Source organism: Kitasatospora sp. NBC_01246, from assembly GCF_036226505.1.
Classification (GTDB): Bacteria; Actinomycetota; Actinomycetes; order Streptomycetales; family Streptomycetaceae; genus Kitasatospora.
The window spans coordinates 945608-971350 of sequence record NZ_CP108484.1; the positions used below are offsets into that span (position 1 = coordinate 945608).

25 protein-coding genes are annotated in these 25743 nt (G+C 73.9%); 13 read left to right on the forward strand and 12 right to left on the reverse strand.

Translation table 11 applies throughout. The features are described from left to right. Positions 1-159 precede the first annotated feature (159 nt). Complete coding sequence (locus tag OG618_RS04305; RefSeq protein ID WP_329485817.1) at positions 160-1500, reverse strand: MATE family efflux transporter; 1341 nt, start codon at positions 1498-1500, stop codon at positions 160-162. Between the two features lie 165 nt (positions 1501-1665). Between OG618_RS04305 and OG618_RS04310 the strand changes: the two genes are divergently transcribed. The 8 genes from OG618_RS04310 to fabV all read left to right on the forward strand — a co-directional run bounded on the left by OG618_RS04310 (position 1666) and on the right by fabV (position 9625). Then, a complete protein-coding gene (locus OG618_RS04310; RefSeq protein WP_329485818.1) occupies positions 1666-2205 on the forward strand; it encodes a PadR family transcriptional regulator in 540 nt (179 codons plus the stop codon). A gap of 190 nt (positions 2206-2395) precedes the next feature. Continuing rightward, positions 2396-3316 carry a class I SAM-dependent methyltransferase gene (locus tag OG618_RS04315; protein ID WP_329485819.1) on the forward strand — a complete coding sequence of 307 codons (921 nt, stop codon included), beginning with the start codon at positions 2396-2398 and terminating at the stop codon, positions 3314-3316. Between the two features lie 176 nt (positions 3317-3492). Beyond that, on the forward strand, positions 3493-4116 hold the full coding sequence (locus OG618_RS04320; RefSeq protein WP_329485820.1) for a hypothetical protein: 624 nt from the start codon (positions 3493-3495) through the stop codon (positions 4114-4116). A 117-nt stretch (positions 4117-4233) separates the two neighbouring features. Beyond that, positions 4234-5166 carry an acyltransferase domain-containing protein gene (locus tag OG618_RS04325; protein ID WP_329485821.1) on the forward strand — a complete coding sequence of 311 codons (933 nt, stop codon included), beginning with the start codon at positions 4234-4236 and terminating at the stop codon, positions 5164-5166. Positions 5167-5493: 327 nt separating this feature from the next. After that, the gene (locus tag OG618_RS04330; protein ID WP_329485822.1) at positions 5494-6378 is read left to right on the forward strand and encodes an isocitrate lyase/PEP mutase family protein; all 885 of its coding nucleotides are present in this window, start codon (positions 5494-5496) and stop codon (positions 6376-6378) included. A 302-nt stretch (positions 6379-6680) separates the two neighbouring features. Then, a complete protein-coding gene (locus OG618_RS04335; protein WP_329485823.1) occupies positions 6681-6872 on the forward strand; it encodes a hypothetical protein in 192 nt (63 codons plus the stop codon). Between the two features lie 164 nt (positions 6873-7036). Next, a complete protein-coding gene (locus tag OG618_RS04340; protein WP_329492003.1) occupies positions 7037-8143 on the forward strand; it encodes a bile acid:sodium symporter family protein in 1107 nt (368 codons plus the stop codon). 267 nt (positions 8144-8410) lie between these two features. Continuing rightward, positions 8411-9625 carry an enoyl-[acyl-carrier-protein] reductase FabV gene (fabV, locus tag OG618_RS04345; RefSeq protein ID WP_329485824.1) on the forward strand — a complete coding sequence of 405 codons (1215 nt, stop codon included), beginning with the start codon at positions 8411-8413 and terminating at the stop codon, positions 9623-9625. A 94-nt stretch (positions 9626-9719) separates the two neighbouring features. Here fabV and OG618_RS04350 read toward each other — a convergent pair whose 3' ends face one another. Genes OG618_RS04350 through OG618_RS04360 form a run of 3 tightly spaced genes read right to left on the reverse strand, consistent with a single transcriptional unit; the run spans position 9720 to position 12918 of the window. Beyond that, positions 9720-10589 (reverse strand): hypothetical protein, encoded by an 870-nt coding sequence (locus OG618_RS04350; RefSeq protein WP_329485825.1) that lies wholly within the window; start codon positions 10587-10589, stop codon positions 9720-9722. After that, complete coding sequence (locus tag OG618_RS04355) at positions 10586-12439, reverse strand: GMC family oxidoreductase (protein ID WP_329485826.1); 1854 nt, start codon at positions 12437-12439, stop codon at positions 10586-10588. Before OG618_RS04355 ends, OG618_RS04350 begins: the two co-directional genes overlap by 4 nt. Then, positions 12436-12918 carry a hypothetical protein gene (locus OG618_RS04360; protein ID WP_329485827.1) on the reverse strand — a complete coding sequence of 161 codons (483 nt, stop codon included), beginning with the start codon at positions 12916-12918 and terminating at the stop codon, positions 12436-12438. Before OG618_RS04360 ends, OG618_RS04355 begins: the two co-directional genes overlap by 4 nt. Before the next feature lie 365 nt (positions 12919-13283). Here OG618_RS04360 and OG618_RS04365 point away from each other — a divergent pair, with 365 nt between their 5' ends. Then, positions 13284-14123 (forward strand): DUF4389 domain-containing protein, encoded by an 840-nt coding sequence (locus OG618_RS04365; RefSeq protein WP_329485828.1) that lies wholly within the window; start codon positions 13284-13286, stop codon positions 14121-14123. Between the two features lie 26 nt (positions 14124-14149). Here OG618_RS04365 and OG618_RS04370 read toward each other — a convergent pair whose 3' ends face one another. Together OG618_RS04370 and OG618_RS04375 are read right to left on the reverse strand one after the other, a co-directional pair. After that, on the reverse strand, positions 14150-14506 hold the full coding sequence (locus OG618_RS04370) for an MmcQ/YjbR family DNA-binding protein (protein ID WP_329485829.1): 357 nt from the start codon (positions 14504-14506) through the stop codon (positions 14150-14152). 77 nt (positions 14507-14583) lie between these two features. After that, positions 14584-15117, reverse strand: coding sequence for a cupin domain-containing protein (locus OG618_RS04375; protein ID WP_329485830.1), 534 nt, complete (start codon positions 15115-15117; stop codon positions 14584-14586). A 143-nt stretch (positions 15118-15260) separates the two neighbouring features. Here OG618_RS04375 and OG618_RS04380 point away from each other — a divergent pair, with 143 nt between their 5' ends. Further along, entirely contained in the window at positions 15261-16175 is a 915-nt protein-coding gene (locus OG618_RS04380; RefSeq protein WP_329485831.1) for a LysR family transcriptional regulator, read from the forward strand. Here the strand turns inward: OG618_RS04380 and OG618_RS04385 are convergent. The 4 genes from OG618_RS04385 to OG618_RS04400 form a co-directional block, all read right to left on the reverse strand. Then, positions 16172-17209: a LuxR C-terminal-related transcriptional regulator gene (locus OG618_RS04385; RefSeq protein ID WP_329485832.1), complete on the reverse strand. Its 1038-nt coding sequence runs from the start codon at positions 17207-17209 to the stop codon at positions 16172-16174. The two genes, OG618_RS04380 and OG618_RS04385, sit on opposite strands and share 4 nt — an antisense overlap. A gap of 23 nt (positions 17210-17232) precedes the next feature. Continuing rightward, positions 17233-17673, reverse strand: a complete 441-nt coding sequence (locus tag OG618_RS04390) for an ester cyclase (RefSeq protein WP_329485833.1) — start codon at positions 17671-17673, stop codon at positions 17233-17235. Between the two features lie 124 nt (positions 17674-17797). Continuing rightward, the gene (locus OG618_RS04395) at positions 17798-18004 is read right to left on the reverse strand and encodes a DUF397 domain-containing protein (RefSeq protein ID WP_329485834.1); all 207 of its coding nucleotides are present in this window, start codon (positions 18002-18004) and stop codon (positions 17798-17800) included. After that, positions 18001-18906 carry a helix-turn-helix domain-containing protein gene (locus OG618_RS04400; protein WP_329485835.1) on the reverse strand — a complete coding sequence of 302 codons (906 nt, stop codon included), beginning with the start codon at positions 18904-18906 and terminating at the stop codon, positions 18001-18003. Before OG618_RS04400 ends, OG618_RS04395 begins: the two co-directional genes overlap by 4 nt. Positions 18907-18956: 50 nt before the next feature. On the opposite strand from OG618_RS04400, the gene OG618_RS04405 reads away from it, so the two are divergent. Beyond that, positions 18957-19211, forward strand: a complete 255-nt coding sequence (locus OG618_RS04405; RefSeq protein WP_329485836.1) for a hypothetical protein — start codon at positions 18957-18959, stop codon at positions 19209-19211. Beyond that, positions 19208-19906, forward strand: a complete 699-nt coding sequence (locus OG618_RS04410; protein ID WP_329485837.1) for an NUDIX domain-containing protein — start codon at positions 19208-19210, stop codon at positions 19904-19906. The genes OG618_RS04405 and OG618_RS04410 overlap by 4 nt, the downstream gene beginning before the upstream one ends. Before the next feature lie 25 nt (positions 19907-19931). Here the strand turns inward: OG618_RS04410 and OG618_RS04415 are convergent, their stop codons facing one another. Then, positions 19932-24461 (reverse strand): nSTAND1 domain-containing NTPase, encoded by a 4530-nt coding sequence (locus OG618_RS04415; RefSeq protein ID WP_329485839.1) that lies wholly within the window; start codon positions 24459-24461, stop codon positions 19932-19934. 62 nt (positions 24462-24523) lie between these two features. Next, positions 24524-24904 carry a CU044_2847 family protein gene (locus tag OG618_RS04420; RefSeq protein WP_329485840.1) on the reverse strand — a complete coding sequence of 127 codons (381 nt, stop codon included), beginning with the start codon at positions 24902-24904 and terminating at the stop codon, positions 24524-24526. A gap of 275 nt (positions 24905-25179) precedes the next feature. Between OG618_RS04420 and OG618_RS04425 the strand changes: the two genes are divergently transcribed. Then, positions 25180-25713: a GNAT family N-acetyltransferase gene (locus tag OG618_RS04425; RefSeq protein ID WP_329485841.1), complete on the forward strand. Its 534-nt coding sequence runs from the start codon at positions 25180-25182 to the stop codon at positions 25711-25713. The last annotated feature ends 30 nt before the right edge of the window (positions 25714-25743 follow it).

Genomic DNA, 25743 nt, shown 5'->3' on the forward strand with positions numbered 1-25743 from the left:
CACTCGCCCGCAATGGCGTACGGCGTCCCGGTCGGTGCCCTCGGGCCCGTCGATCGCTTCACGCCGTCGACTTGTCGACGATTTCGGCGGTTTCCACGTACTCGATGGACGGCGCCGCGCCATGGAGACCGGCTGCTCGCCCGCGCATCGGGGTGGGCGTCACTCCACCGGGGCCCGAAGCGGGGTCTGCCCGGTGGGTTCGGCCGCGCCGACCGGCTCGGCGGGCTCGACCACCGGGCCGGGGGTTCGGCGGCGCTTCGGGGCCGGCAGGCGCATCAGGATCAGCTGGGTCAGCGCGCCCACCGCCATGCCGGTCCAGAGGCCGTTCACCCCGAGCGGCACCGACAGGGCCACACCGGCGGCGAGCTGGACGCCGAGTCCGAGCAGGCTGGCCGTCACCAGGCGGCGGCCCGCGCCGGTGGCCTGGAGCACGCCGCCGAGGGTCACCACCAGGGCGTAGGGCAGTACGTAGAGCCCGGCCATCCGCAGGTAGCCGACGGCCTGGGCGGCGACCGCGTCGTCCCGGGTGAAGAGCGCGGTCACCGGCACCGCGAGCGCCGCGCAGAGGACGGCGGCGCCCGCGCCGAGGGTGCCGGCCAGCCGGGCGGTGTCACGGCCCAGGGTGCGCAGCCCCGCCGTGTCGCCCGCGCCGGTCAGCCGGGCCGCCTCGATGGCGGCGGCCTGCCGTACGGCGTAGAAGGCCATGGTCACGACCAGCATCACGCGGTAGCCCACGCCGTAGCCGGCGACCGCCGGTACGCCGAAGGACGCGACCAGGGCGAGCTGCACCGTGCCGACGCCCATCCGGGCGGTGAAGTCAAGGCCGAACGAGGCTCCGGCGGAGACGATCCGGCGGGCCTCCGGCAGGAGCCCGCCCGCCGGGGGCGCGGTCCGGCGGTGCCGGCGCCGGAGCAGCAGCGTGACGGCGAAGGTGAGGGCGCGCGCGGTGGTCAGGGCGAGCGCCGCGCCCGTCACGCCGAGGGCCGGGAACGGTCCGGGTCCGAGGATCAGCAGCGGGTCGAGGAGGAGCAGCAGGGCGTTGGTCAGCAGGGCGAGCCGCATCGGCGTGCGGGTGTCGCCGGTGCCCTTGAAGAGCTCGTCGGCCACCCGTTGGCCGAAGAAGAGTCCGGCGGCGGGGAAGGCGATCGCGAAGTAGTCCGCGGCGAGTCCGGCGGCGGGGCCGTCCAGGAAGGCGTCCGCGATCGGGTGGCGCAGCAGGAAGCCGGGGACGGCGAGCAGCAGGCTGCCGAGGGCGCAGAGCCGCCAGGCCGCCCGCGCGGTCCGGCCGGCCGCCGCGCGGTCCCCGGCGCCGACGGCGTGCGAGATCCGGACGGTGGTGCCGGAGGCGACCACCAGGACCAGGCCCAGCAGCAGGTTCTCGACGGTGCCCGCGAGGGTGACGGCGGCGACGGCGGGCGCGCCGAGCCCGCCGACCCAGTACGTGCTGATGACCGAGGCGATCACCCCGGACAGGAGTCCGGCGTAGACCGGCCCTGCCAATCCGATCAGCCTCGGCAGATGTCCTCGCACGTCGCCCCCCGGTTCCGTCGGCAGCGCTCGGCCGCCCTCTTGGTGTCTCGAACAGAGATACATCGTTTAGAGGCACATCGGCAAGAGGTACCATGACGCCCGAACCGCGCGTGCGACGACGGAAGGGCTTCACCGGTGCTCACCCTCGCGATCCTCGGCTTCCTGTACGACGAGCCGCTGCACGGCTACGAGTTGAAGTCACGGATCACCGGCCTGACCGGCCACGCCCGGCCGGTCAGCGACGGTGCGCTCTACCCCGCCATCGCCCGTCTGGAGAAGGCCGGACTGCTGGAGCGCCGCAGCGAGCCCGGCAGCGGTGCCGCGCCGCGGCAGGTCCTGGAGCTCACCGCGGCGGGCCGGGCCGAACTCGAGGGCCGGCTGGCCGACCCGGCCGAGGCCGAGATCTCCGACCAGATCCGCTTCTTCACCGTGGCCGCCTTCCTCGACCGCCTCACCGACCCGGTCGCGCAGGCCGCGGTCCTGCGGCGCCGGCTGGCGTTCCTGGAGGCGCCGAGCAGCTTCTTCTACGACGCGCAGGGCCGGCCGGTCGCGGCCGAGCAGGAGTCCAGCCCGTTCCGGCGCGGCATGCTGCTGGTCGCCCGCGCGTCCGGCGCCGCCGAGCGGGCCTGGCTGGCCGGGACGATCGCCGATCTGGAGGGCGGCCGGGCGTGCTGAGGCGGGCGGTGGGAGGGGCTCGGAAGGGCCGCCGCCCGCAGTCGCCCGGGGCGTGCTCGGGCCCCGGACAAGGGTGCGAGACGGTCCGCCGATTCCTGTTCCGGGCCTGGCGCAACTGGGGCGTGTCGTCGCTATGATGATCCGCCTCACACCATGGCGCCGCCGCGGGGTGAACCGTACGCGCCGGGCCATGCCCGCACCCCTGGAGGCCGCCGTGCCCACTGCCGACACCGGAACCGCCCGCCCGCAGCAGCTGACGCGCGACGGCATCCCCGGCTGGTTCTTCAAGGTCGACCAGGAGGCCTTCGCCCACTTCCTCACCGAACAGAGCGCGGCCGGGCACACCGGCGACATCCTCGAACTGGGCACCTACCTCGGCCGGAGCGCCGTCCTGCTCGGGGACCACCTCCGGCCCGGCGAGCAGCTGACCGTCTGCGACCTGTTCGACTCCGAGGCGGGCGACGCCGACAACGCCGCCGAGATGACGATGTCCTACCGCAAGACCCTGACCAGGAGCGCCTTCGAGGCCAACTACCTCACGTTCCACCCGCGGTTGCCGGTCATCGTGCAGGCCCCCACCTCGGTACTGGCCGACCGCCGGATCCCGGACGGCAGTTGCCGCTTCGTCCACATCGACGCCTCGCACCTCTACGAGCACGTGGCCGGGGACATCGAGGTCGCCCGGGCGGCACTGGGCGAGAACGGGCTGGTCGCGCTCGACGACTACCGCTCGGAGCACACCCCGGGCGTCTCGGCGGCGGTCTGGCAGGCGGTGTTCACCGGCGGGCTGCGGCCCGTGCTGCTCACCCCCATGAAGTTCTACGGGACTTGGGGGGACGCCGAGGAACTCCAGCGGGTGCTGCTCGGCCGGGACTGGCGGGCCGGCGGCTACACGGTGGACGAGGACGCCATCGCCGGTGCGCGGGTGGTGCGGCTGAAGTACGCGGTCAAGCCGGGCGCGGCCCAGGCGCACCGCTCCGCCCCGCGGCGCCTGGCGCTGGACCTGCTGCCGCCGGTCGCCACCCGCGCGACCCGGCGGCTGCTCCAGGCGCTGCGCGATCGCCGCGCGGGCCGGCCGGCGGTCCGTACCGGCTGGTCCCGCGCCGGCTGATCCCGTACCGGCTGGTCCCGCGCCGGCGTTCGCGGGGAGGGGCGGGCGGCCCCGGCCGGGACGGGCAGGGTCGGCCGCCCCTCCCGCCGGGGCCGGGCGGATGGCGTCGATCCCGCTCGGTAGGCTGTCACGATGCACCGGACCACCACCGCGCCGACCCCCTCCGAGCTGCCCGGATGAGCGTCTTCCTGCCTCCCGAGCCGCCGGCCTTCGCCACCGCCTCACCACGCGAACGGGTCGCGCGGGTCCTCACCGAATCGCTGGCGCCCGCCCATCTGGTCATCGCCCTGCTGCTGCTCGTCGGCGCGCACAGCACCGAGGGCTGGTCCGGGGCCGGCTGGGGCCTGCTGGCCGCGCTGTTCTGCGGCGTGGTGCCGCTCGGCATCATCGCCCTCGGGGTGCGGCGCGGCGCGCTGACCGACAAGCACATCCGGGTCCGCCGCCAGCGCGTCGTCCCGATGGCCGCCAGCCTGCTGTCGGTGGTGGCGGGCGTGGCCCTGCTGTACGCGCTGGACGCCCCGGCGGAGGTCGCCGCCCTGGTCGTGGCGATGCTGGCCGGCCTGGTGTCGGCGCTCGCCGTCACGGTCTGGTGGCAGATATCCCTGCACAACGCCGTGGCCGGGGGCACCGCGATGATCCTGGTGCTGGCGTTCGGCCCGGCGGCGCTGCCGGTCGCGGCGGCCGCGCCGGTGGCGGTGGGCTGGTCGCGGCTGGTGCTGAAGGCCCACACGGCCGCGCAGGTGCTCGCCGGGACGGCGCTCGGCGGTGTCTGCGCCGTGGTGTTCGCGCTGCTGCGCTGAGCCCCGGCCCTCCCTCGGCCCGCCCCGGTCCCGCGCTTGGGCTCCCCGGACTCGGCGGCCGCACCGCACCGCACCGATAGGGTCGGCGGGTCGCCGTCGGGCCCTGAGGAGGTCGCGTTGGAGCCGGTCACGCTGCCGGACGCGGAGCAGCTGCCCGAGGCGCTGCTCGAACTCGCCGTCCCGTTCGAGGAGGTGAACGCCGTCCTGGCCGCGCGCACCCGGCTGGCCCGGGACGGCGGGCTGCGGGCCGCGTTCGACGAGGCCCTGCGCGAGCAGGTGGCGGCGGTCGGGACGCTCGGCCGGCCGTCCGGTCTCTACGGCAGCCGGCCGGCGGGGTTCGAGGCCGACGGACACCTCCTGACCCTGCTCTTCGTCGCCCTCGCCCCGCACGTCCGGGCGTACCACCGTGCCCTCGGGATCGGCCCGGCGGTGACCAGGAGCACCCTGGCCGACCTCGGCCGGCAGCTGGTGGTGAGCCGTTGGCGGGGCCACCCCGGCGGGCTGGGCAACCCCTCCTGGCTGACCCTGCACTTCCGGGGCGAGCTGTACCAGCTCGGCCGGCTCCAGTTCCAGCGCAAGCGGCTCACCGGGGCGGACGCCGAATCGGCGGCCGCGGCCGGGTTCGGCCCGTGGAGCCTGCAACTGCACATCCCCGACCACAGCGGACCGCTCTCCGCCGAGGCCTGCGACCGTGCGCTGGCCCGGGCCCGCGACTTCTTCGCCCGGCACTTCCCCACCGAGCCGTACGCGACGGCGTTCATCTCCTCCTGGCTGCTGGACCCTCAGCTCCGCCGCCACCTGCCGGAGGACTCCAACATCGTCCGGTTCCAGAAACGGTTCACCCCGCTGCGTCCGCCGGGCGAGCCGGCGGACGACAACCCGCTCCGCTACGTCTTCGGCGACAGCGGCCGGCCGCTGGAGTCGCTGCCCCGGGACACCCCGCTCCAGCGGGCCCTGGTGGACCACCTGCGCGCGGGCGGCCACTGGTACGTCGTCGGCGGGTGGCTCAGGCTCGGCGAGGGCGACGTGCTCGGCGAGGACGACGCCTGACCGGTGGTCAGGACCGACACGGCCCCAGGGGCGCGGAGCGGCCGGCCGGGATCCGGAGGCCGGGCCCCGGGGTGCCCTGCGCGCCCACGGCGGATTCTCCTACGCCATTCCGATTGATATGACTGCGCATCACTCACACGAGGGAACTTCATTTAAAGATTTGCCCACGGAACATTAAAGGTCGCATAGTGGGAGTGCCTCATTTGGCCCTAGTGATGGCCAAGTTCAGGCAAAGTACGGTGCGCGTCGCGCCCGGGCGGTAGCCGGCTGTCAGCCGGTCCCGCCGCCCGCCGCGCCGCGCCCACCTCGGCAGGTGAGGAGAAGGCAATGCTTCACGAAGACACGGCGCCGGGCTACGGGCAGCGCCTCCGCGAGGACGTCGCGGCCCAGGGGACGACCCCGCTCATCGGCGTCTACGACATGTACTCGGCCTCGATCGCGGCCGAGCACTACAACGGCATGTTCGTCTCGGGCTTCGGCTTCGCGGCGTCCTACTACGGCCTGCCGGACATCGGCTTCATCGCCTGGCCCGACATGGTGGCCTTCGTCGAGCGGCTGCGCGGCGCGTTCCCGCAGCACCACCTCCTGGTCGACATCGACGACGGCTACGTCGATCCGGAGGTGGCCTGCCACGTGGTGCGCAGGCTGGAGCGGATCGGCGCCTCCGGCGTCATCCTGGAGGACCAGAAGCGCCCGCGCCGCTGCGGTCACGCCGACGGCAAGCAGGTCCTGCCGCTGGAGGAGTACCTGGAGAAGCTCGACCAGGTCCTCGCCGCCCGCACCGACCTCGTGGTGGTGGCCCGGACGGATGCCACCGAGGAGAGTGACATCCTGCTGCGGGCCGAGGCGCTCGCGGCCACCGACGCCGACATCGTCCTGGTGGACGGAGTGCGCAGCGAGGAGTGGATCCGCCGGATCCGGCAGGTCGTGGGGGACAAGCCGCTGCTGTTCAACCAGATCGCCGGTGGCAAGTCCCCCCGGCTCTCGCTCTCCGAGCTGGGCGAGCTCGGCGTCGACGTCGCCATCTACAGCACTCCCTGCCTGTTCGCGGCGCACCGCGCGATGGACGAGGCGCTGGCCGGGCTGAAGGTGGCCGACGGCCGACTCCCGGCCCCCGCCGAGGACAGCCCCCAGATCGGGGTCCGGGAGTCCACCGAGTTGCTGGAGCGGAACATCGCCCGCCCGCGCCGGCGCGAGGCGGTAGGAGCGTGACGTCCGCATCGCGCGGCGGGGCGCGGCCGGGCCCGGCGTGGGGCGGCTCAGTGTCGGGGGGCTCGGCGTCGGGCGGCTCGGTGTCGGGGGGCTCGGCGTCGGGTGGTTCGCGGCGGGGCCGTTCGGTCCCGCGCGGGCCGGCACCGAATCGCGCACCGGTGTCGGCCGGGGAGGTACCTCCGAGGCGTCGGGCCCTGTGGCATCCGGCCCTGTGGCGCCCGGCCGTCGCCGCTCTGTTCGGCGCCTGCGTTCTGCTCGGTGGGGCCGCCTCGCCCGCGGTGGCGGGCGGCAGCCTGATCACCGTGATCGACAACTCCCACTCGGACTCGCTGGTGAGCACCGACTCGCTCCTGGAGATCGACAAGTCGGGCAACCTCCAGTCCGGACAGGGCACGGCGGGCAGTGACCAGGGGCCGGCCAATGCCCTGGTGGGCACGGTGCTGGGGATCGCGCCGGTCACCGCGGTCGACTCGTCGGCAGGGAGCGACGAATGAGCGGCGGGCTCCGGCACCGGGCTCATGGACCCGGTGCCGGCCCGCCGGGTACGCCGGATCAGCCAGGTTCGTCGGGCCCGCCCGGCCCGCCGGATCGGGCTGCTGCGGGGCCGGACGGCCCGGAGGCCGTGGCAGCGAGCCCGAGTGCGGGGCCGGCCGCCGCGGTGGCCGCGCCGCCCGGGCCCGGTCCGGCTCGACGCGGGCGCCGGCTGCGCGGGCTCGACCCGTACGTGGCGGCGCTGGCGGGCACCGTCCTGCTCGCCACCTTGCTTCCCGCCACCGGTCGGGCCGCCCGGGGGGCCGAGCTGGCCTGCGACCTCGCGGTCGGGTTGCTCTTCTTCCTGTACGGGGCCCGGCTCTCCGCCCGCGAGACGCTGGCCGGGCTGCGCCACCTCCGGCTGCACGGCCTGGTCCTGGCCTGCACCTTCGTCCTCCTCCCCCTGCTCGGGCTCGCCACCGCCGCCCTGACACCCCGTCCGCTCACCGAGCAGCTGCAGACCGGCGTGCTGTTCCTCTGCCTCGTCCCGTCGACGGTGCAGTCCTCGGTGGCGCTCACCGGCGCCGCTCGCGGCAACGTCCCGGCTGCCATCTGCGCGGGCACCTACTCCAGCCTCGCCGGCCTGCTCCTCACGCCGCTGCTGGCCGCCTGGTTGCTGGGCGCCCACACCGCCCTGTCCGCCGACGGCCTGCTGCGGATCGGTGCGCAACTGCTCGCGCCGTTCCTCCTCGGGCAGGCGCTGCGCCCGAGGATCGGCGGGTTCCTCACCAGGCACAAACGCCTCCTCACCCCGGTGGACCGGGGCTCGATCCTGCTCGTCGTCTACACCGCCTTCAGCGCGGCGGTGGCGCAGGGCATCTGGAGCCTGACCACCCCCACCGCCCTGCTCGGCCTGCTGGCGGTGCTGCTCGCCCTACTCGCCACCACCCTCGCCCTCACCGGGCTCGGCGCCCGCCTGCTGGGGCTCGACCGGGCGTCCGGCATCGCGGCCGTCCTCTGCGGCTCACAGAAGAGCCTGGCGAACGGCCTGCCGATGGCGACCGTCCTGTTCGGACCGCAGGCCGGGCTGCTGGTGATGCCGTTGATGGTGTATCACCAGCTCCAGCTGATCGCCGGCACGCTCCTCGCCGGCCGCTGGTCACGGGCGCCGGACCCTTCCGAGGAGGAGCCGGCCGCCGGCGGCGGGGAGAGCGGCGTCCACGCCGAGTGGGAGTCGGAGGCCGCGGTGTCCGGTGGCGAGGAACCGCTCCCGGTCGGCCGGTCGCAGGACTGACCGGTCCGCCGAGCGCTGCCCGAGAACGTCCACCCGGCCCACCGGAACCACCGGGCGCGAGCACGGAACTCCCCCCGAGCGGCCCTGGCCAGCAGGTCGGGGCCGCTCCTCGCCCGGCCGTACATGGTGGAAACACTCCAAGATCGTCTCGCGATCATTGTTCCTGGCAGGGCCCACGGCCCGCATGCGACCTGGAACAGACTGGCAGGGCGCGGTGGCCCGGTCGGCCGCCGCGCTCCTGTCACGGCCGACCCAAGGACTGCCATCGTGAACGAGCGTGTTCTCACTCCCCGCAACCGGGGTTTCCTCTTTCTCGACTCCCACCCGGCCGGGTGCGGGCGGTTGGTGGCCGACATGTGGCAGGCCTGCCCCGCCCCGGCCGCTCCGCCGGAGGGCGACGGGCCGGTGGCGCTGGTCATCGGTTCCTCCGCCGGGTACGGTCTGGCGGCCACGCTCGCCGGTCTCAAGCGGGCGGGTATCCGCGGTATCGGTGTGTCCTTCGAGAAGGCCCCCACCGCACGCCGCACTGCGACGGCCGGCTGGTACCGCACCGCCGCCACCGCCGACCTGGCCCGCGCCGCCGGGCGGGACATGGTCTTCCTCAACGGTGACGCGTTCTCCGACGCGATGAAGGAGCAGGTCGCCGATCTCGTCGAGCAGCGGTTCGGCGGCCGACTGGACCACCTGATCTACTCGGTGGCCGCGCCCCGGCGTACCGACCCGGAGACCGGCGCCACCTACGCCTCGGTCCTCAAGCCGATCGGCGGGGTGAACCGCACCAAGACCCTGGTCTTCGACGAGGACGGCGTGCCCGAGGTCCGCGAGGTCGAGACCGGGCCGGCCGAGGGCGACGACGTGGCACAGACCGTGGCCGTGATGGGCGGCGCCGACTGGGAACGGTGGATCGACCACCTCGCCGGGCGGGGGCTGCTCGCCGAGGGGTTCAGCACCGCCGCGCTCTCCTACATCGGCTCGTCGCTGACGGCGGCGATCTACCGGCAGGGCACCATCGGCGCGGCCAAGGCCCACCTGGAGGCCACCGCCCGGACCCTCGACGCACGGCTCGGCAGGACGGTGGGCGGGCGGGCCGTGACCTCCGTCAACGGCGCCGCCGTCACCCAGTCCTCCACCGCGATCCCCGGCATCGCCCTCTACACCGGCCTGCTGCGCGGCGTCCTCGGGGGCGGCCTCGTCCCGCCGATCCACCAGCTCGCCGCCCTGTGGGACCAGGTCACCGGCACCGCCCCGCTCGCCCTGGACGACGAGGGCCGGGTCCGCCTGGACACCTTCGAACTGACCGACGACGTCCAGGCCGCCGTCGCGGCCCGCTGGGAGAGCGCCACCACGGCGACCATCGCCGACCTGGCCGACCTCGACTGGTTCCGCGCCGAGGTCCGCCGCCTCTACGGCTTCTCGGTGCCCGGCATCGACTACACCGCCCCGGTCGCCACCGCCATCCCCTGGCCCGACCACACCTCCTGAGGAATGCCCCCCGGCCGGGACGGGCGGGCTGCCGCAGGCCCCGCCGGGGTGGTCCGCCCGGCCTCCGGGGCGAGGTGCGGGCCGCGGGCGCGGCTCAGCGGACGTAGTAGGGCCGGTTGTGCGCGGCGACCGGCGGGGACTGGTAGGTCCAGACACCGGCGGCGGGCGCCGTCCCGATCAGGCGGTCGAGGTCGGCGACCGCCTCGTCGGCCGACTCGGCCCCGCCGGCGCCCACCGGCCGCTCGCCGAGGGTGAGCCGGACCCGCTCCGCGGTGCGGTCGTCCAGCGCGTAGAACCGGTAGGTGTCATGGACGTCGAGCGGCCCGGCCAGCAGCCGGCCCTCCTCGTCGGTGCCGTAGCCGGTGATCGGCGTGTTGTTGACCGCCTCGGGCGTGAGGCCCACCAGGTCGGCCTCGACGGCGAACAGTTCGCCGTCCTCGCGGCTCAGCCCGTCCGGACCGAGCGCGGCGCGGCGGCAGGAGACCGACCAGCGCTCGCGCACGGACGCGGCGTTGAGCGAGGGCAGCTCCGCCTCGAACCAGCCGGGCCGCTTCGGCTCGGCGTAGAGCCTGCGGCCCGCGTCGATGGCGAGCGGGTTGTCGCAGAGGACGTGCATCCGGGCGATCCCGAGCAGCTTGGTCTGGTCGTAACCGCGGCTGTACTGGCCGTAGTTCAGCTCGGGGAGGCGGTCCTCGGCGAACGCGGGGTGGGCGATGACGTTGATCTCCACCTCCTGGGTGATCCCGCCGCCGCCCGGGTACTGCGCGAAGTAGAGCTGGTAGTTCAGCGAGACGCAGGCCATGCCGTCGAACAGGGCGACGGCCAGGCCCGGGTGGCGCTTGGCGAGCAGGTCGCGGCACGGGCCCGGGGAGACCAGGTAGTCCACCCCGATGTTGTGCAGCGCGCCGTAGTGGAACGGCAGGTGGTAGGGCTCGGGGACGGGCGGGAGCGGGAGCGCGGTCATCGGGACTCCGTCGGTCGTCGGGCGGGCACGGGCAGGTCTACCGGCGCGGCAGGTGCGGCAGGCACCGCAGGCGCCACCGGTGCGGCTGGTTCGGCGATCGTCACCGGTCCGTGCAGCGCCAGCAGGTCGCGGTGGATCCGGTCGGCGCTGCGCAGCGCGAGCGCCGCCATGGTGAGTGAGGGGTTGGAGGTGCCGAGCGAGGGCATCGATCCGCAGCCGACGGCGTAGAGGTTGGGGTGGTCCCAGCAGCGCTGCCACTGGTCGACGACGGAGTCGGTCGGCGAGTCGCCCATGAGGTGCGTGCCGCCGGCGTGGCCCGCCCCCCGGTAGGCGTACGGGCGGCCCTCGTGTTCGAGTCGGCCGGGCCAGCGCGGCCCGGCCTCGTAACGGGTGTGGTCCTCGGCGCCGAGCAGCGCGAACAGCTGGTCGGAGACGGCGCGGGCCGAGGCCATGCCGCGCCGCACGTACGGCGAGAGGTCGTAGTGCAGGGCGGGGCGCGGCAGCCCCAGCCGGTCCCGGCGGTCCGGGTCGAGGGTGACGCGGTTGGCCGGGTCGGCGGGCTGCTCCAGCTCGAACTGGAGGGCGAACTGCCGGCCGAGCCGGTCGCCCAGCCGCTCCCTCAGCTCCTTCCCGCGCACTCCGGCGGCCAGCAGTTCGGCCAGCTCGACCTGCGGCGGGCCGGCGGCCCAGGACCAGCCCCAGTTGCCGATCTCGACCCGGAACGGCGCGCGGCGGGTGCGGCCGCCCCCGAAGCGGAACGCCTCCAGCCCGCTGGTCGACCCCGGGCCGCGGTAGGGGCCGACGGGGTCCGGCATGAGCCCCCAGGTGAGCAGGGCCGGGTGGTCCATCAGGTTCCGGCCGACCTGGTCGCTGCGGTTCGCCAGGCCGGAGAGGAGCAGCAGCCGGGCGTTCTCGATCGCGTGGGCGGCGAGGACGACCAGGTCGGCCTCGACCCGGTGGGTGGCTCCCCCGGAGAGGTAGTCGACCCCGGTGATCCGGCCGGTGCCGTCGGCGAGTACGCGGGCGGCCACGGCGTCGGTCCGCAGTTCGACGGTCGGTGCCCAGCGGGCCTGGGTGCGCAGCGGCGTGTACTTGGCGCCGCTCGGGCAGATCGGGACGCAGCTGGCGCTGCCCGCGCAGGGCGTGCCCGGTTCGTGCGGCGCGTCCCCGGCACGACGGTTCGGCAGGCCGTGGCGGGCGTGCGGGGTGGGGACGACGGCGAGGCTCGCCGCCTCGGGGGCGGCGGGGTCGCGGACGGTGCGGCCGTCCAGCGCGCGGGCCAGCCGCCGGTCGAGGTAGCTGGCGGGGATGGCGCGGGTCGGGAAGGCGTAGCCGTCCGGGATGGGCAGGCCGACGGCCTCGCGCTGCTGGTCGGCGTCGGCGGCCACGCCCAGCTCCCGCTCGGCCAGGCGGTAGTACGGTTCGAGGTCGTGGTAGCCGATCGGCCAGTTGCGGCCGTGACCGAGGTCGCCGGTGCGGAAGTCCTCGGGGTGCATGCGCGGGGCGAGTCCGGTCCAGAGCAGGCCGGTGCCGCCGTTGACCCGCAGGTAGCCGCTGGCGTACGGCAGGGGTCCGTGCTGGACCAGGTAGCCGGTCGCGTCGAAGCCGCCGTCCGGCCGGCCGGCGAGGTCGCCCACGTCGGGGGACGGCGCGTCCTCGCTGAGCGGGTACGGGGAGGTGGGCGTCCCGCCGCCGGCGGCGCGGTAGGCCGTCGCGGTGGCGGCGGCGGGCCGCGCGGGGTGCCCGGCCTCCAGGACGAGGACGCGCCAGCCCTGCGCTCCGAGCCGCTCGGCGACCAGCGAGCCGGCGAAGCCCGCGCCGACCACGACGGCGTCCCAGCGCGCGCTCATCGGCCGCCGCCGTACTGCGGCGCCTCGGCCCAGCTGCCGTGTCCGGGCGCGGCGGTGCCGGGCGCGGCGCCCTGGAAGGTGCGCCACATCAGGCCCCGGTCGTAGGCGCGGGGCGAGGAGGGCTGTTCGCCGGGCCAGGCGCCGACGTACCAGAGGTGGACGAGGGCGTGTTCGTCGCGGACCCGGCGGGCCAGCAGGGTGCAGTGGTGCTCGTGGGCCATGCCGGTGGCGCGCAGTTCCCCCTCGTCGAAGCCGGTGAGGCCGGCGGAGATCCGGAGGAACTCGTCGAAGTCCGCGAGGGCGTCGTGCTCGGCACCGTCGTCGTCCTCACGGTCCTCGCGGTCGCGACCCGCGTGCACACGGTCCGCATGGCGACGGTCCGCGTGGTCGTCGACGTCGAAGCGGTCGGCACGTCGGTGACGGCCGTCCTGCCCGTCACGGCCCCAGAAGCGGTCGTCGTGGTCGTCGATGGCTGGCAACCGGGCACCCCCACACATGAGCACTGCATGGCCGAGACATGACACAGCAGCGGCACGGCAGACCGCCGTTGCGATCATTCCTCCCGACACCGGGGCGAGAGGCTCGATGCCAGAAACTGATCGACCCTGATCGACACGAGACCATTCAAAGCGCGATTTCGATCATCCAAACCATCAGAAGTGTACGAATCAGCCGCGTCCAGCGGGGCACCCGAGGGCGCGGGCCGGCCCGGGCGACAGCGTTCCGCGCCGCACGGCGGTCGCCCGGGCGGCCCAGCGCAGCGCGCGAAGGCGCCGGGCGGCTGCGATCTTCGGAGCACACGGCGGTGTACCGCCGTGCCTGGTGTCGAGACCTGGAGGCCCGGATGTGGCAGGCTCCCCCCGCGCCCGCTCCCTCGGACAGCGAGTGGCTGCCGGTGCTGGACATGTCCCCGCCGGGCCCGCAGAACCGGCTCACCGTGCTGGTGCGGATCCTGTTGCTGATCCCGCAGTTCATCGTGGTCTGGGCGCTGTCGGTGGTGGCGTTCTTCGTCACCGTGATCGGCTGGTTCGGTGCGCTGTTCCTCGGCCGGCTACCGGGCTTCGCCGCCGACTACCTGTCGGGGTACGTCCCCTACGAGACCCGGGTGAACGCGTACCTGCTGCTCACCCACGACCGCTACCCGCCCTTCGCGTTCCGGACCCCGGGCTACCCGGTACAGGTCGAACTGCGGCCCGGTGAGCTCAACCGGCTCGCGGTGTTCTTCCGGATCATCCTGGCCATCCCCGCGATGATCATCCAGGCCGTGCTGTACAGCGGCTGGTGGACGGTCGCCTTCATCAGCTGGCTGGTGGTCCTGATCCTCGGCCGGATGCCGCAGGCCCTGTTCGAGGCCACCGCGGCGATCCTGCGCTACCGGATGCGGTACCTGGCGTATCTGCTGATGCTCACCTCCGCCTATCCGAAGCGGCTGTTCGGCGACGAGCCGACCACCGCGCCGAGCGGGCCGGTGTCGGGGACCCACCCCCTGGTGCTGAGCAGCGGCGGGCGCGGCCTGCTGGTGGCGTTCCTCGTGATCGGCGTGCTCTCCTCGGCCGCGGGCTCGATCACGTCGACGTTCACGGACGACGACGACACCAAGAGCGTCACCGGCCCCCCGGTGCCGGGCCCACTCGCACCCGGACCCGGCTCCTCTGCCGTCCACCACGCCCGGCTCCTTCCCTGACCCGGCCCACGCCGCGGGCCTGAGCGCTACGACGCGCCGCTCTCCCCCAGGTACTCGGCCACGACGTTCTTCGGGACGACCATCCGCCAGGCCTCGACGACCAGTTCACGCATCTCGGCCGCGTCGACGGCGTCCGTGCGGACCTGCACCCAGTTGAACCGCTCGTCCGCCGGCTCCGGCATCAGGAACTTCTGCGGCTCGGCCGCGACCAGGGCCGCCCGCTCCTCCTTGAGGAAGGCGAAGCCCATGACCGTCTCGTCCCGCGAGAACGCCAGGTAGACGATCCCCCGGACCCGGAACTTGACCCGGTCCCTGACCAGTGCCTCCTCGGTACGCGGCAGGGACCGGGCCAGGGTGCGCACCTCTTCGACCGTGATCGCCATGCGGCGAGCCTCTCACGCCGCACTGACAGCGGCCGGGACCACACCGCCGAGACCACACGCCGGCCCAGGTGTCCGGTTCAGGCGCGGGACCGGGCCTGCTGCCAGAGCGCGGGATCCGTGAAGTGCACGTCGTAGCGGTCCTGTTCGGGGAGGAGCCGGTCGAAGGTGTCCAGCCCGGCGGCGACCCGGCCGAGATGGCGGAAGTACCCGAAGCGCTCCACCGCGGGTGACATCACCACGAGCAGGGCGACCGTCCGACCGGGCGCCGCGCCGAACGCGTGCGGCAGCCCGGGCGGGACGACCACCAGGTCGCCCACGGCGGCGACCCTGGACCGGTCACCCAGCAGGAACTCCGCGACGCCGCCGAGCACGTAGAACAGCTCGGCGGACCGCGCGTGGTAGTGCGGCCGGGCGCCGTCCGCCCCCTCCGCCAGGACGAGGCGGTTGACGCCGAACGCTCCGCCGCCCGGCGCGTCGGCACCACTGCCGCCGCCGTCGGCCAGCAGGTGGAAGGCGCTGCCCGCGGAAAGGGCGACGCGCTCGGCGTCGGCCGCCCGGACGAGCAGCGGCTCGCGGATCGCTTCGGGGGTGGTGGGGTACGGGGTCGGCATCGGTACGTCCTTCGTGGGTAAGCGACTGATCGGATCCATTCGAACGCGGGAATAGCGGTCGAACCAGGAGCAGTTGGCGATGACACCGATCAGTGATCGCGATCGGTCGGGGACGCGGCGGAAGACGACGACGGACGGGGAGCATGGAACTCCGGCAACTGGCCTACGCGGTGGCGGTCGCCGACGAGGGCGGGTTCGGGCGCGCCGCCGATCGGCTGGGCATCGTGCAGTCGGCCGTCAGCCAGCAGGTCATGCGGCTGGAGCGCGAGCTGGGGGTGATCCTCTTCGACCGTTCGACCCGGCGCGTCCGGCCGACCGCCGCCGGTGAGCGCCTGCTGCCGGAGGCCCGCGCCGTCCTCGCGGCGGCCGACCGCACCCGCCGGGTGGCGGCCGAGATCGCCGCCGGGGCCGAGGGCGTACTCCGGCTCGGCGCCGTCCACGGGCCCGGCGACCGGCTCTACGACGTCCTGTCCGCGCTGTCGGACCTCGCGCCGCAGCTACGCGTCCGGCTCACCCGGGCCGCCCCGCCGGAACGGCTCGCCCAAGTCCGCTCGGGCACGCTGGACGCCGCCTTCGTACGCGGCCCGGCCGCCGTCCCCGGGCTGGAGCTGCTCCCGCTCTGGAGCGACCCGCTGTACGCCGCCCTGCCGGCCGGCCACCCGGCGGCCGCACTCGATCCGCTCCGCCCGGCCGACCTGCGCGACCTGCCGCTGCGCCTGGCCCCCCGCGCGCGGAACCCGCCCTTCCACGACCTGATCACCGCCGCCTGGCAGGCGGCCGACCTCGGCACACCGGTCACCGGGCCGCCGTTCACCACGCTGCGCGAGACGCTCACCGAGATCGCCGACGACGCGCCCTCGTGGACGGTCCTCTACCGGGTGTCCGACCTGCCCCCGGTCCCCCGGATCGCCTACCGCCCACTCGCGGGCCTCACCGTCACCACGTCACTCGCGGTGCGCAGCGGCCCGCCTCCCCCGGCACTGCGCCGGCTCCTTGAGGCGGTCCACCGCAGTTCGGCCCCGACGAAGCCGTCACCCGCCACGGGGACCGGCCGTTAGGCGAACCCGGACAGGTCCGCCAGCACCACGGCCACCAGCTCGCGGCGACTGCGCACACCGAACTTGTCGAAGACGGCGGTCAGGTGCTCCTGCACGGTGTTGGCGGAGATGTGGAGTTCGTCGACCAGCTGGCGGGTGGACCGCCCCCGGATGACCAGGGCGGCGACCCGGGTCTGGGCGTCGGTGAGTCCGTGGGCGCTGAGCAGGACCGCGCCGAGTTCCGCCGGTCGGGCCGGTTCCACCACCACGCCGATCTGCGCGCCCAGGCGACTGGTGTGCAGGGCGAGCCACCGGCCGGAGCGCCCTCGGACGCGGACGGTCGAGGGCACCGGCCCGGCGGCGGCCGCGAGCACGCTGACCGGGAGCAGACCCGCGTCCTGCCGGTCGCCGTCGGGGAAGTCGGTCAGCCACTGCTCGGCCTCGGGGCTCATGGACACCGTCCTGAACGCGGAGTCGAGCAGGATGAGGCCCACTCCGTCCGGGCCGGTGGTGGCGTTCGGAGGCGGTAGCGCGGTCACCGCCGTGCGCAGACCGGTCGCCAGAACCGGAGCGACGCGTCGGACCAGGGCGATCTCCTCATCGGTGAAGCCCGGGGAGGAGGCCTCCCGGTGCAGGCAGAGCACTCCCCAGCAGCGGTGCCCGGTGACCAGAGCGGCGCGCAGTTCGTCGCCGAGCCCCAGCGGGGCCATGATCTCCCGGTAGCGGGCGCTGTCCGTCCGGCTGCCCTCGGTGGCCCGGTCCAGCGACCCGACCGGATCCGCCGCCCCGGCGAGGCCCGCGAACTTGTTGACGTCCGCCTGTCCGAACTCGTTGTCGAGGAACAGCGCCGTCGCGGGGCCGAGCGGGTCCTCGGCGGTCGCCGAGGTGAACAGCAGCGTCACCGGATCGACGGTCGCGGAGAAGGCCGCCTCCGCCGGCACCACCCGGCGCAGACGGCCGACGATCTCCGAGCCCAGCGCGGCGGTGTCCAGCCCGCTGCGGCACCGTCGCTCGATGTCGGCGAGCCGGCGTTCCACGACCGCGCCTGCCACCACGTACATCAGCGTACGCCGCCCGACTACCCCGGGCCCGGGACGAGCCCGAGCTGGCGCAGCAGCCCCAGCTCGTCGAGCCGGCCCCAGCGCTCGACGATGCGGCCCTCCCGGAGCCGGAAGATGTTGATCCCCCGCAGCGTGACGGTACGGCCGGTGGGCGGCGCGCCGAAGATCTCGCCACGCTGGGTGCCACTGGCGCTGAAGTGCTCCACGACCATGTCACCCTCGGCGACGAGGAAGTCGGGCATGGCGTGCCAGTCGGGGAACGCGCCGCGGAACAGCACGGCGGCCGCGCGCATGCCCTCACGGCTGGTGTCGGTGCCGACCGGCGGGTCGTGGTTGAGGAAGTCCTCGGCGAGGTACTCGTCGACGGCCGCGAGGTCGCCCTGGGTGAACAGTGCGTCGATGAAGGCACGCACGATCTCCCGGTTGTCTGTGGTTCGGGTCTGCTCGATGGTGTCCATAGCCACAGTCTTGGACGCCGCCCGGGCCCCCGGTACCCCAAGAACCTGGGGTTTCGCCCCCGGGACACCCGGTGGAAAGGGCCCCGACCGGGTCGCCGGTCGGGGCCCTCACACGCAGGCAAGCTCAGACGGCGCCGAACTCACCCGTCCGAACACCGGCGATGAACGACTGCCAAGCATCGGCGGGGAAGACGAGCGCCGGGCCCTCGGGGTCCTTGGAGTCACGCACGGGAACGGTGCCCGGGAAGTCCGCCGAAACCTCCAGGCACTGACCGCCGTTGTTGGAGTAAGACGACTTGGCCCAGGACGCGCCGGAAAGATCGGGGTTCATGGGACTAGCTCCTTCCGAGCCTTGTGGATTAGTGCCAGGGACGCCGCCTTGGGCAGCGCTTCTACCACCAGCTGATCGTACTCTCTCTCCCATGTCGAGACCGCTTCACGGGTTCGTTCGAGATGACCGCGTGCATGTGACTCGGCATAGCCGACAACCGAGCCATCCGACAGGTCAAGCAGGGTCACTGGCATGGTGAATGGCAGGTTCTCACCCAACCCAAACGGTGCGACCTGGATGGTGACGTTCGGACGGGCTGCCAGTTCCGCGATGTGGTCCAGCTGTTTGACCATGACGGCCGGACCACCGATCAGTCGAGCCAGACAACTCTCGTCCAGCACGGCATGGATCCTCGGCGGAGTCTTCCGATCGAGTACTCGTTGACGAGTAGCCAGGAACTCGACCCGCTGTTCCGCCGCAGACTGGGTGATCGCCCCTCGCTGTACGGCCGCGAAGGCCAGCGCCTCGGCGTACTCGGCCACTTGAAACAGTCCAGTGACGATCGTGAGGGCAAACTCCCGCAGACGGCGGCACCGCGCCTCCGCGTCGGCGAACTCGGGGAAGCCCTCCAGCAGGCTTGCCTTCGAGTATCGACACCAGAGTTCGTAGAAGGTACCTCCGGTCTCGAATACCTCGTCAGCTCTAACCGCAAAGTTAGAAGTTACGGACTTCTTCGCTCGTTCGACGTACGAGACCATCGCATTCGAGTAGCCCATCCGCAGCCCCAGCTCGGTCTGGGACCATCGCATGGCCCGCCTCGACCTGCGGAGTTCTGCGCCGAAGCGTGCGAGTGGCGATGCTGCTGCGTCAATTTCATTGCTTTGCATGCGCGTTGCCCCCCGTAACCAGACGGAACAGTCAAGGTTAGACCCTGGCAATCGTAGAGCCACTCGGGCCACCATGGCTACACCCCGCAACAACTCGGGGACTCACAGCAACCAATGGAGCCCGCATGCCCAGCCGCCCCCGCACGCCCGCGTACCAGCCGAAGATCGGCGAAGTCGTCCGCGACCGGGCCCACCGCTCCCCCGACGGGCAGCCCGCCGAAGGCGTCTACATGGGCACCCTCGGCGGCGCCGCCTACCTCCGGCCCGAAGCCGGCGGCTGCGAGTGGACCACCCGGCCCGAGGACCTCCAGCGGCTCGACCAGCCCCGCCACATCCCCGTCCAGCACCCGAGCCCGCCCCGCGCGAACAGCGCGGCGTGAGCCCGGCGTCCAGGCTCCTCGCGGTCACCCTCACGATCCCCGCGCTCAGCGCCGGAGCGGCCGCCCTCGCCTGCCGGCCCATCCGCGACGGGCCGCTCACACCCCGACTCCTCCTCTTCGGCCTCATCCTCACCACCGGCGTCGTCGCCGGACTCCCCACCGCCTACACCTGGCGACTCCAACCCCCTCCACCCCAGGAGCAAGCCGTGCTCTACCCCCTGCCCGACATCCTCACCAACCCGCCCCGCCGACGCCTCGGCCACCAGACCCTCGCCCTCGACCCCGACGGCGCCGTCCTCCTCGTCGCCACCACCTACCAGAACGGCCTCACCCTCCCCGGCGGCAGCGCCGAACGCAACGAACTCCCCCACCTCGCCGCCCGCCGTCACACCGAGACCGAAACCGGCCTCGTCCTCCCCCTGCGCAGCATCCTCGCCACCGACTACACCGACGCCCGACTCCTCCCCGAAGCCATCGACTTCGTCTACTGGGGCGGCCGCCTCACCCGCGCCCAACAAGCCACCACCACCCACCACCGACCCCCGCACCACATCACCGGCCTCCACTTCATCCACCCCGACCACCTCGCCGACACCATGGACCCCGACCAGCACCACCGCGTCACCCAAGCCCTCGACGCCCTCACCCGCGGCGCCCACCTCCCCTTCCTCCTCCGCGGCATCCCCGCCGAATAGCAGCCGCCGACGTGGGCCCCGTCGGCTAGCGACCGGAGCACGGGTCCCGGTAGGCGACTTCGGGCACGTACTTCTCCCACTGCGAGCGGCTGATGGCGCCCGTGCTGTAGGAGCACAGTCGGGCGGCGAGGTGGGCGGGGTCGGTGTCGAGCAGCGAGACGCGCTGGTTGGAGGCGACCAGGAGCGTCGGGCCGGCCGCCACCAGCGCGACCGCGCGGATCGATCCGCCGCTCGGGTTGGCGACGGGAGCCGTCAGGACGGGAGCGGTGGGGTCACGGACGTCCCAGAGTTCGAGGGCCGTGCTGTTCCAGACAGCCATGAGCCGGCCGTTCTCGGCGAACTCGATGCCCTCGACGTCCTGCAGCGTCTGGACGGAGGTCCGGGGTCGGGGGTGCTGCGGATCGGTGATGTCCCAGAGGGTGACCGTGCTGCCGCTGTTCCCCACAGCGGCGAGCAACCGGCTGTCCCTGCTCAGGCCGAGCGCGTTGCCGAAGGCCCCGGGCAGGGTGACCCGTGAGGCCGGTTCGCCTCCCCCGGTGAACCGGAACAGTTCCAGGGACGAGCACTTGCAAGTGCGGTCCGGGGTGCTCGTGACGGCCATGACCGCCCCGGCCGCGGTGCCCCGGGACACCGCGGAACCCATGTTCCACCCGTCGCCGGAGTCGCCAGCGGCGTCCGGCGGCTTGATCGTCGAGGAGCCGGCGCGCCTCGGCTTCGCCGGGTCGCCGATGTCCCACCATTCGAACCCGCTCTTGCTCGCCAGGTAGGCCGTGCGTCCGTGGTCCAGGACGCCGGCGTCGTAACTCCCGGCGTCGGGGGCGGGGATCGAACCGACCTCCACCGCGTCGAGCGCGTCGCCGACCCGCCACAGGTGGAGTGACCCGCCGCCGATCACCGCCATGACGGCGCCCGGGGCGGACCAGGTGACTCCGACCGTCAGGATCGTTCCCAAGGAGGTAGCGGGGAACTCGGCGGTGCCCAGGGAGCCGGCCTTGACCGGATGGTGCGGATCGCTCACGTTCCAGAGCTGGACCTCGCCCTCCCACCCGATGGTCAACAGTCCGCGCTCACGGATGAACGCGGTGCCCCGCACCGAGACCGGCAGGGTCGCGACGAGGACGGGGCCCTCGGGTTCGGAGATGTCCCAGATCCCGACGGACTGCGTCTGCAGGGGCGGCATCTGCATCGGGGGCTGCTGGGGCGCGGCCATCAGGTGTCCGTCCGGACTGAACGACCAGGAGGCGGGGCCGCCGGGCTGCCGGGCCTGGTCGACCTGCCGCCCCGGTGAACGCCACCGGCGCACCACACCGTCGGCGCCGGCGGTCAGCAGCCCGCCCGCCCCGCCGGTGGCCATGGCGTAGACGCCGAAGGCGGTCTTGGTGCAACTCGACTTCGTGGAACCCAGGTCCGTGTCCTGCGGGGACAGGGAGGCGAAGCAGAGGTCCCCCTTGGGATCCTTGACGTCCGTCCCGCCGTAGGCGAGGAGGTCGCTGTCCCGGCCGAAGGCCACCCCGCTGACGTTCGCGGAGCCGTCCATACCGACCCTGATCGGATCGGGAGCGCTCGGATCCTTTACTCGCCAGAGACCGACCTCCCGCTGGCTGCCGGCGGCCAGCAGGGTGCCGTCGGGGCTGAACGCGATCGATTTGTAACCGGTCTCCAGGGCGGAGAGGCCGGCCGGGTCCGCCGGGTCCGCGAGGCCCCAGACCTGGGTCTTGCCGCCCTGGACGGTGGAGGCGAGCAGGTTGCCCTGCGGTGCGAAGGCGACGGCCGCGAGAGCGGTCGGCCCCTCCTCGGTGGGATTGCGCAGCCGGGTGAGCCCCTTGGGGGCGGAGCGGTCGGCAATCGACCAGAGCAGGGTGTCGCCGTTCCCGCCGGCCGCCGCCAGCAGAGTGCCGTCCGCGCTGGTGGCCATGGCCGGGACGGTCACCCGCTGGTCCGACGGGTCGAACAACCTGGGCAGCCGGGCCGCGATCACGGGCTTGCCGAGGTCCGCGAGGCTCCACAGGCACAGGCCCTCGCCGCCGCAGCCGCCCGCCAGGTGGGACCCGTCCGGGGTGAGGGCGATGCCCACCATGCCGGTGTCGACGGTCGACCGGAGGGCCGGGGCGGACGGATCGGCGAGGTCCCAGATCCGCACCGCTCCGTCCTCGTTCAGCGCAGCGGCCAGCGTCCCGTGCAGGGCGGTCGCCAGGATGAGGACCGGGCCCCCGGCCTCGCCGACGACGCTGTTCAGCAAGGTGCTGCTCAGGTCGAACAGCTGGGCGGAGGCCTCCGGGGTGGGGGAGGCGCGGTAGGCGGCGACCGCGAGCTGGGCGGCCAGCCCGGGATCGGTGCTGCCGAGCGTCTGCGCGCGTGCTGCCAGGCCCTTGGAATGGACGATCGCGGCCTGCCGGGCGGCGGCGTCCGACTGCCGCTCGGCCAGCACTCCCCCGGCCGTAGCGGCCACCAGCAGGACGCACAGCAGCGCGGCCGTCCACCGCCACCGCCGTTTGCGCGACCGCCGGTGGACCCGCCCGCGTTCCAGGTAGTCCCGTTCGGCCTCGTTCAGGTACCCGGGCCGGCCGCGCAGCCACGGCTGGGCGCCCGCCAGTGCCGTGGTGGTCGGCAGCAGGTCGCGGGGCCGCCCGCTGCGCTCCCAGCGGTCCCGGTCGTGCCGCAGGACCTCCCGCCAGGCGAGGAAGGCCCGGTCCTCCTCGACCCAGCCCCGGAGCTTGTCCCAGGCGTTGATCAACGCCTCGTGCGCCAGTTCCACCGTCTCAATGCCCTCGGCGCTGCGGCCGGTGACCAGCAGGCGGTCGGCGGCGAGGGCCTGGGCGATGCGCCACTCGTCCTCGCCGAGGTCGGTGCGCAGCGCGGTCCGCCGGGTGGCCGACAGCGCGCCCATCGGCACCCGGACGAGCTGGGTGAACAGGCGGCGGGCCACCTGCTCGTCCTCCGCAGGCACCTCCCGCCGGAGGACGCCGGCGGCGTAGACGCCCAGGGCGCCCTTCACCCCGCCGAGCCCCTCGTACGCCTCGTGGGTCAGCAGGCCGGCACTCTGGTCGCGCCAGAGCAGGTCCAGGGTGAAGCCCAGCAGCGGCAGAGCGCCCGGCTCGGCTCCGGTGTCGTCGAGCAGACGCTCGGCCAGGTTCGGCGCGTAGCGGACCCCCGCGACGGCCTCGACCGGGGCAGTGACGACCTCGGACAGCTGCTCGCGGCTCATCGGCCCCAGTGCGTAGACCTGCCGGCTGATCACCGGGCCGAGCTGCGGATGGGCGAGGGCCGCCTCCAGGAAGTCGGCCCGCAGGGTCGTCAGGATCCGGACGGTGCCCGGCAGGGTGTCGGTGAACAGCGCTGCGGCCAGTTCGTCGACGGCGGCCCGGTCGAACGCCAGCAGTTCCTCGAACTGGTCGATCACCAGCAGCAGTTGGCGGGCGCCGTGCCGTTCCAGGAGCCGGGGCGCGAGATCGGCGATGCCCTGGGGCCGGGCCAGCACGGCGGCCAGGTCGGGGATCCGCAGCAGACGCTCCGTCTCCGACAGCTCCGGCTCCAGCAGCGGCAGCAGCGCGGCGGCGAGCGCCGTCAGCGGGGTGCTGCCGGAGTCCGGCCGCAGGATCACCGCCAGCGCGCCGGAGGCACGACGACGGGGCACCACCCCGGCCATGGCCAGCGACGACTTCCCGGAGCCGGACGGGCCGACCACGGTGACCCAGCGCTCGCGGGCCGACAGGAGGGCCACCTCCTCGCTCTCGGCCCGCCGGCCGTGGAACACGTGCGCGTCCGACTCCCTGAACGAGGTCAGGCTGCGGAACGGCGACGGCGCCAGCGCGACGGCCCGCAGTTCCGGCCAGGCCACGATCAGGCCGTCGGTGGGGATCAGGTAACTCGCCGCCGGGTCCCCCGCCTCGGCCACCACCACCATGCCGACCACTCCGCCGAGCCGGTCGTCCCACACCGGGCTCCCGCTGAACCCTCCGGAGACCCGGTAGCCGCCCGCGGCGAGGTCGACCTGCATCAACCCGCCGCCCTGCCGGTCCCGCAGCACGCCCGAGTGCCAGACCCCGTCCGACCGCCCGACCGGGAACCCGAACACCCGCACCGGGTTGCCCCAGACGTCCTCAAACCTGGTCTCCACCGGCCGGACCGGACGGGCGCCGGCCAACGGGGCGGCCAGGCGCAGCAGCGCGACGTCCCCGCTACCGTCCGAGGCGCGCGGCACCCAGTGCACGACGACCGCCATCGCTCCCGCCACGGCGGGCCCGTCGGGGCCCTCCGGGCCGGGGGACCCGTCCGGGCCGGGCGACCCGGGCGAGCCGTCCAACCTGTGCGACCCGTCCGGCGCGGGCCTCGCCGGTGACCTGGGCAGCAGCGGCAGGTCCACGAAGACCCAGGACCCGACACCCGCCTCCACGCCCTGACCGGCGAGCGCCGCCGAGACCACGTGCGCGCAGGTGAGCGCCAGCTCGGGGGTGACCAGGAAGCCCGCACCGACCGGTCGGGCCAGCGCGTCGTGCACCCGCAGCACCGCCGCGTCCAGCGCCTTCGCCCCGCTCCCCGTTCCCGTTCCTGGCACCGGTCCCGTTCCCGGCCCCGTCCCTCCGACTGGGCCGGTGCCCGGCCCGGGGCCCGGCCCGGTCACGGCGCGGGCTCCGCCGCCGGCTCGACACCCCCGCCCGGTTCGTCGACCGGGGACCGGTGCCAGGTCAGCGAGACCTTGAAATTGGCCTGGGCCGAGGTACTGGAGATGATCACGTCCGCCTCGGCGGACAACGACAGTCCGAACTCGATGCCGATCTCGTCCGGCGCGTGGACCATGCCCCGGAACCCATCGACGAAGTCCTGCGCCACCGGCCGCACCCCGGCCAGCAGCTCACCCAGGGACCGGGTGGCACGGGCCACCACCTGCCCCGGCCGGGCGACCTGCACCAGGCCCTCCGCGGCCTGCTCGATCTCGACCTTCACGATGTCCGACCGGCCGTCCGCCGCACCGACCGGCAGCTCGACGAGATATGCCATGTCTCCCCCTCGGGACCTCGGCGGCCCCCACGCGTGGCTGTCCCCCACCCGGTCTACCCCGCCCCGCTCCCGCTGACCCGGCATCCACCGAATCCGCCCGAACCGCACCGGTCCGGGGGTCCGGGCACGGGCACCCGGCGCGGCACGGGTGGGCGGTTCACCCGGCGCCGCACCCCTGCCGCGGGCTCCTCGTCCCGGCCAGCACGGGCTCCTCGCGCACACACCGGCGGGCGGGGGGATGATGTGCTTCAGGAAGCGCGAGGAGGTTCCGGCCCATGGACATCTCGCTGACCACCGACCGGCTGATCATCCGGGACTGGTCCCCGGACGACGCCGAGGCCGCTCTGGCGATCTACGGCTCGCCGGACGTCGCCCACTGGCTGACCCCGGCGATGGACCGCGTCGCCGATGTGGCGGCGATGCGGTCGGTGCTGCAGGCCTGGCAGGAGGCGCAGCCGAACCTGCCGCCCCCTCGGGGCCGGTGGGCCGTGCAGCGCAAGGAGGACGGGGCCGTCGTCGGCGGTCTCGGCATCCGGCTGCTGCCGCCGTTCGAGGACGACCTGGAGATGAACTGGCAGCTCGCCCCCGACGCCTGGGGCAAGGGCTACGCCACCGAGGCCGGCCGCGCCCTGATCGCCTGGGCGTTCACGCAGGAGGCCGAGGAACTGTTCGCCGTCGCCCGGCCGAACAACACCCGCGCCATCGCGATGGCGAAGCGGCTCGGCATGGAGTGGGTCGGCGAGACCGGTAAGTACTACGGGCTGAACCTCCAGGTCTACCGCGTCCGCCCGAGCGACTTCAGCGACTGACGGGGCGCACCCGACGCCCGGAGGATCGCC

Bases quoted from the DNA above. Each gene is read 5' to 3' on its own strand.
- OG618_RS04375 (WP_329485830.1), bottom strand. From the start codon at position 15,117: ATGCCGACCCCGTACCCCACCACCCCCGAAGCGATCCGCGAGCCGCTG.
- OG618_RS04320 (WP_329485820.1), top strand. From the start codon at position 3,493: ATGAGCGTCTTCCTGCCTCCCGAGCCGCCGGCCTTCGCCACCGCCTCA.
- OG618_RS04330 (WP_329485822.1), top strand. From the start codon at position 5,494: ATGCTTCACGAAGACACGGCGCCGGGCTACGGGCAGCGCCTCCGCGAG.
- OG618_RS04365 (WP_329485828.1), top strand. From the start codon at position 13,284: ATGTGGCAGGCTCCCCCCGCGCCCGCTCCCTCGGACAGCGAGTGGCTG.
- OG618_RS04380 (WP_329485831.1), top strand. From the start codon at position 15,261: ATGGAACTCCGGCAACTGGCCTACGCGGTGGCGGTCGCCGACGAGGGC.
- OG618_RS04405 (WP_329485836.1), top strand. From the start codon at position 18,957: ATGCCCAGCCGCCCCCGCACGCCCGCGTACCAGCCGAAGATCGGCGAA.
- OG618_RS04315 (WP_329485819.1), top strand. From the start codon at position 2,396: ATGCCCGCACCCCTGGAGGCCGCCGTGCCCACTGCCGACACCGGAACC.
- OG618_RS04400 (WP_329485835.1), bottom strand. From the start codon at position 18,906: ATGGTGGCCCGAGTGGCTCTACGATTGCCAGGGTCTAACCTTGACTGT.
- OG618_RS04425 (WP_329485841.1), top strand. From the start codon at position 25,180: ATGGACATCTCGCTGACCACCGACCGGCTGATCATCCGGGACTGGTCC.
- OG618_RS04350 (WP_329485825.1), bottom strand. From the start codon at position 10,589: ATGACCGCGCTCCCGCTCCCGCCCGTCCCCGAGCCCTACCACCTGCCG.
- OG618_RS04420 (WP_329485840.1), bottom strand. From the start codon at position 24,904: ATGGCATATCTCGTCGAGCTGCCGGTCGGTGCGGCGGACGGCCGGTCG.
- OG618_RS04395 (WP_329485834.1), bottom strand. From the start codon at position 18,004: ATGAACCCCGATCTTTCCGGCGCGTCCTGGGCCAAGTCGTCTTACTCC.
- OG618_RS04355 (WP_329485826.1), bottom strand. From the start codon at position 12,439: ATGAGCGCGCGCTGGGACGCCGTCGTGGTCGGCGCGGGCTTCGCCGGC.
- OG618_RS04390 (WP_329485833.1), bottom strand. From the start codon at position 17,673: ATGGACACCATCGAGCAGACCCGAACCACAGACAACCGGGAGATCGTG.
- OG618_RS04370 (WP_329485829.1), bottom strand. From the start codon at position 14,506: ATGGCGATCACGGTCGAAGAGGTGCGCACCCTGGCCCGGTCCCTGCCG.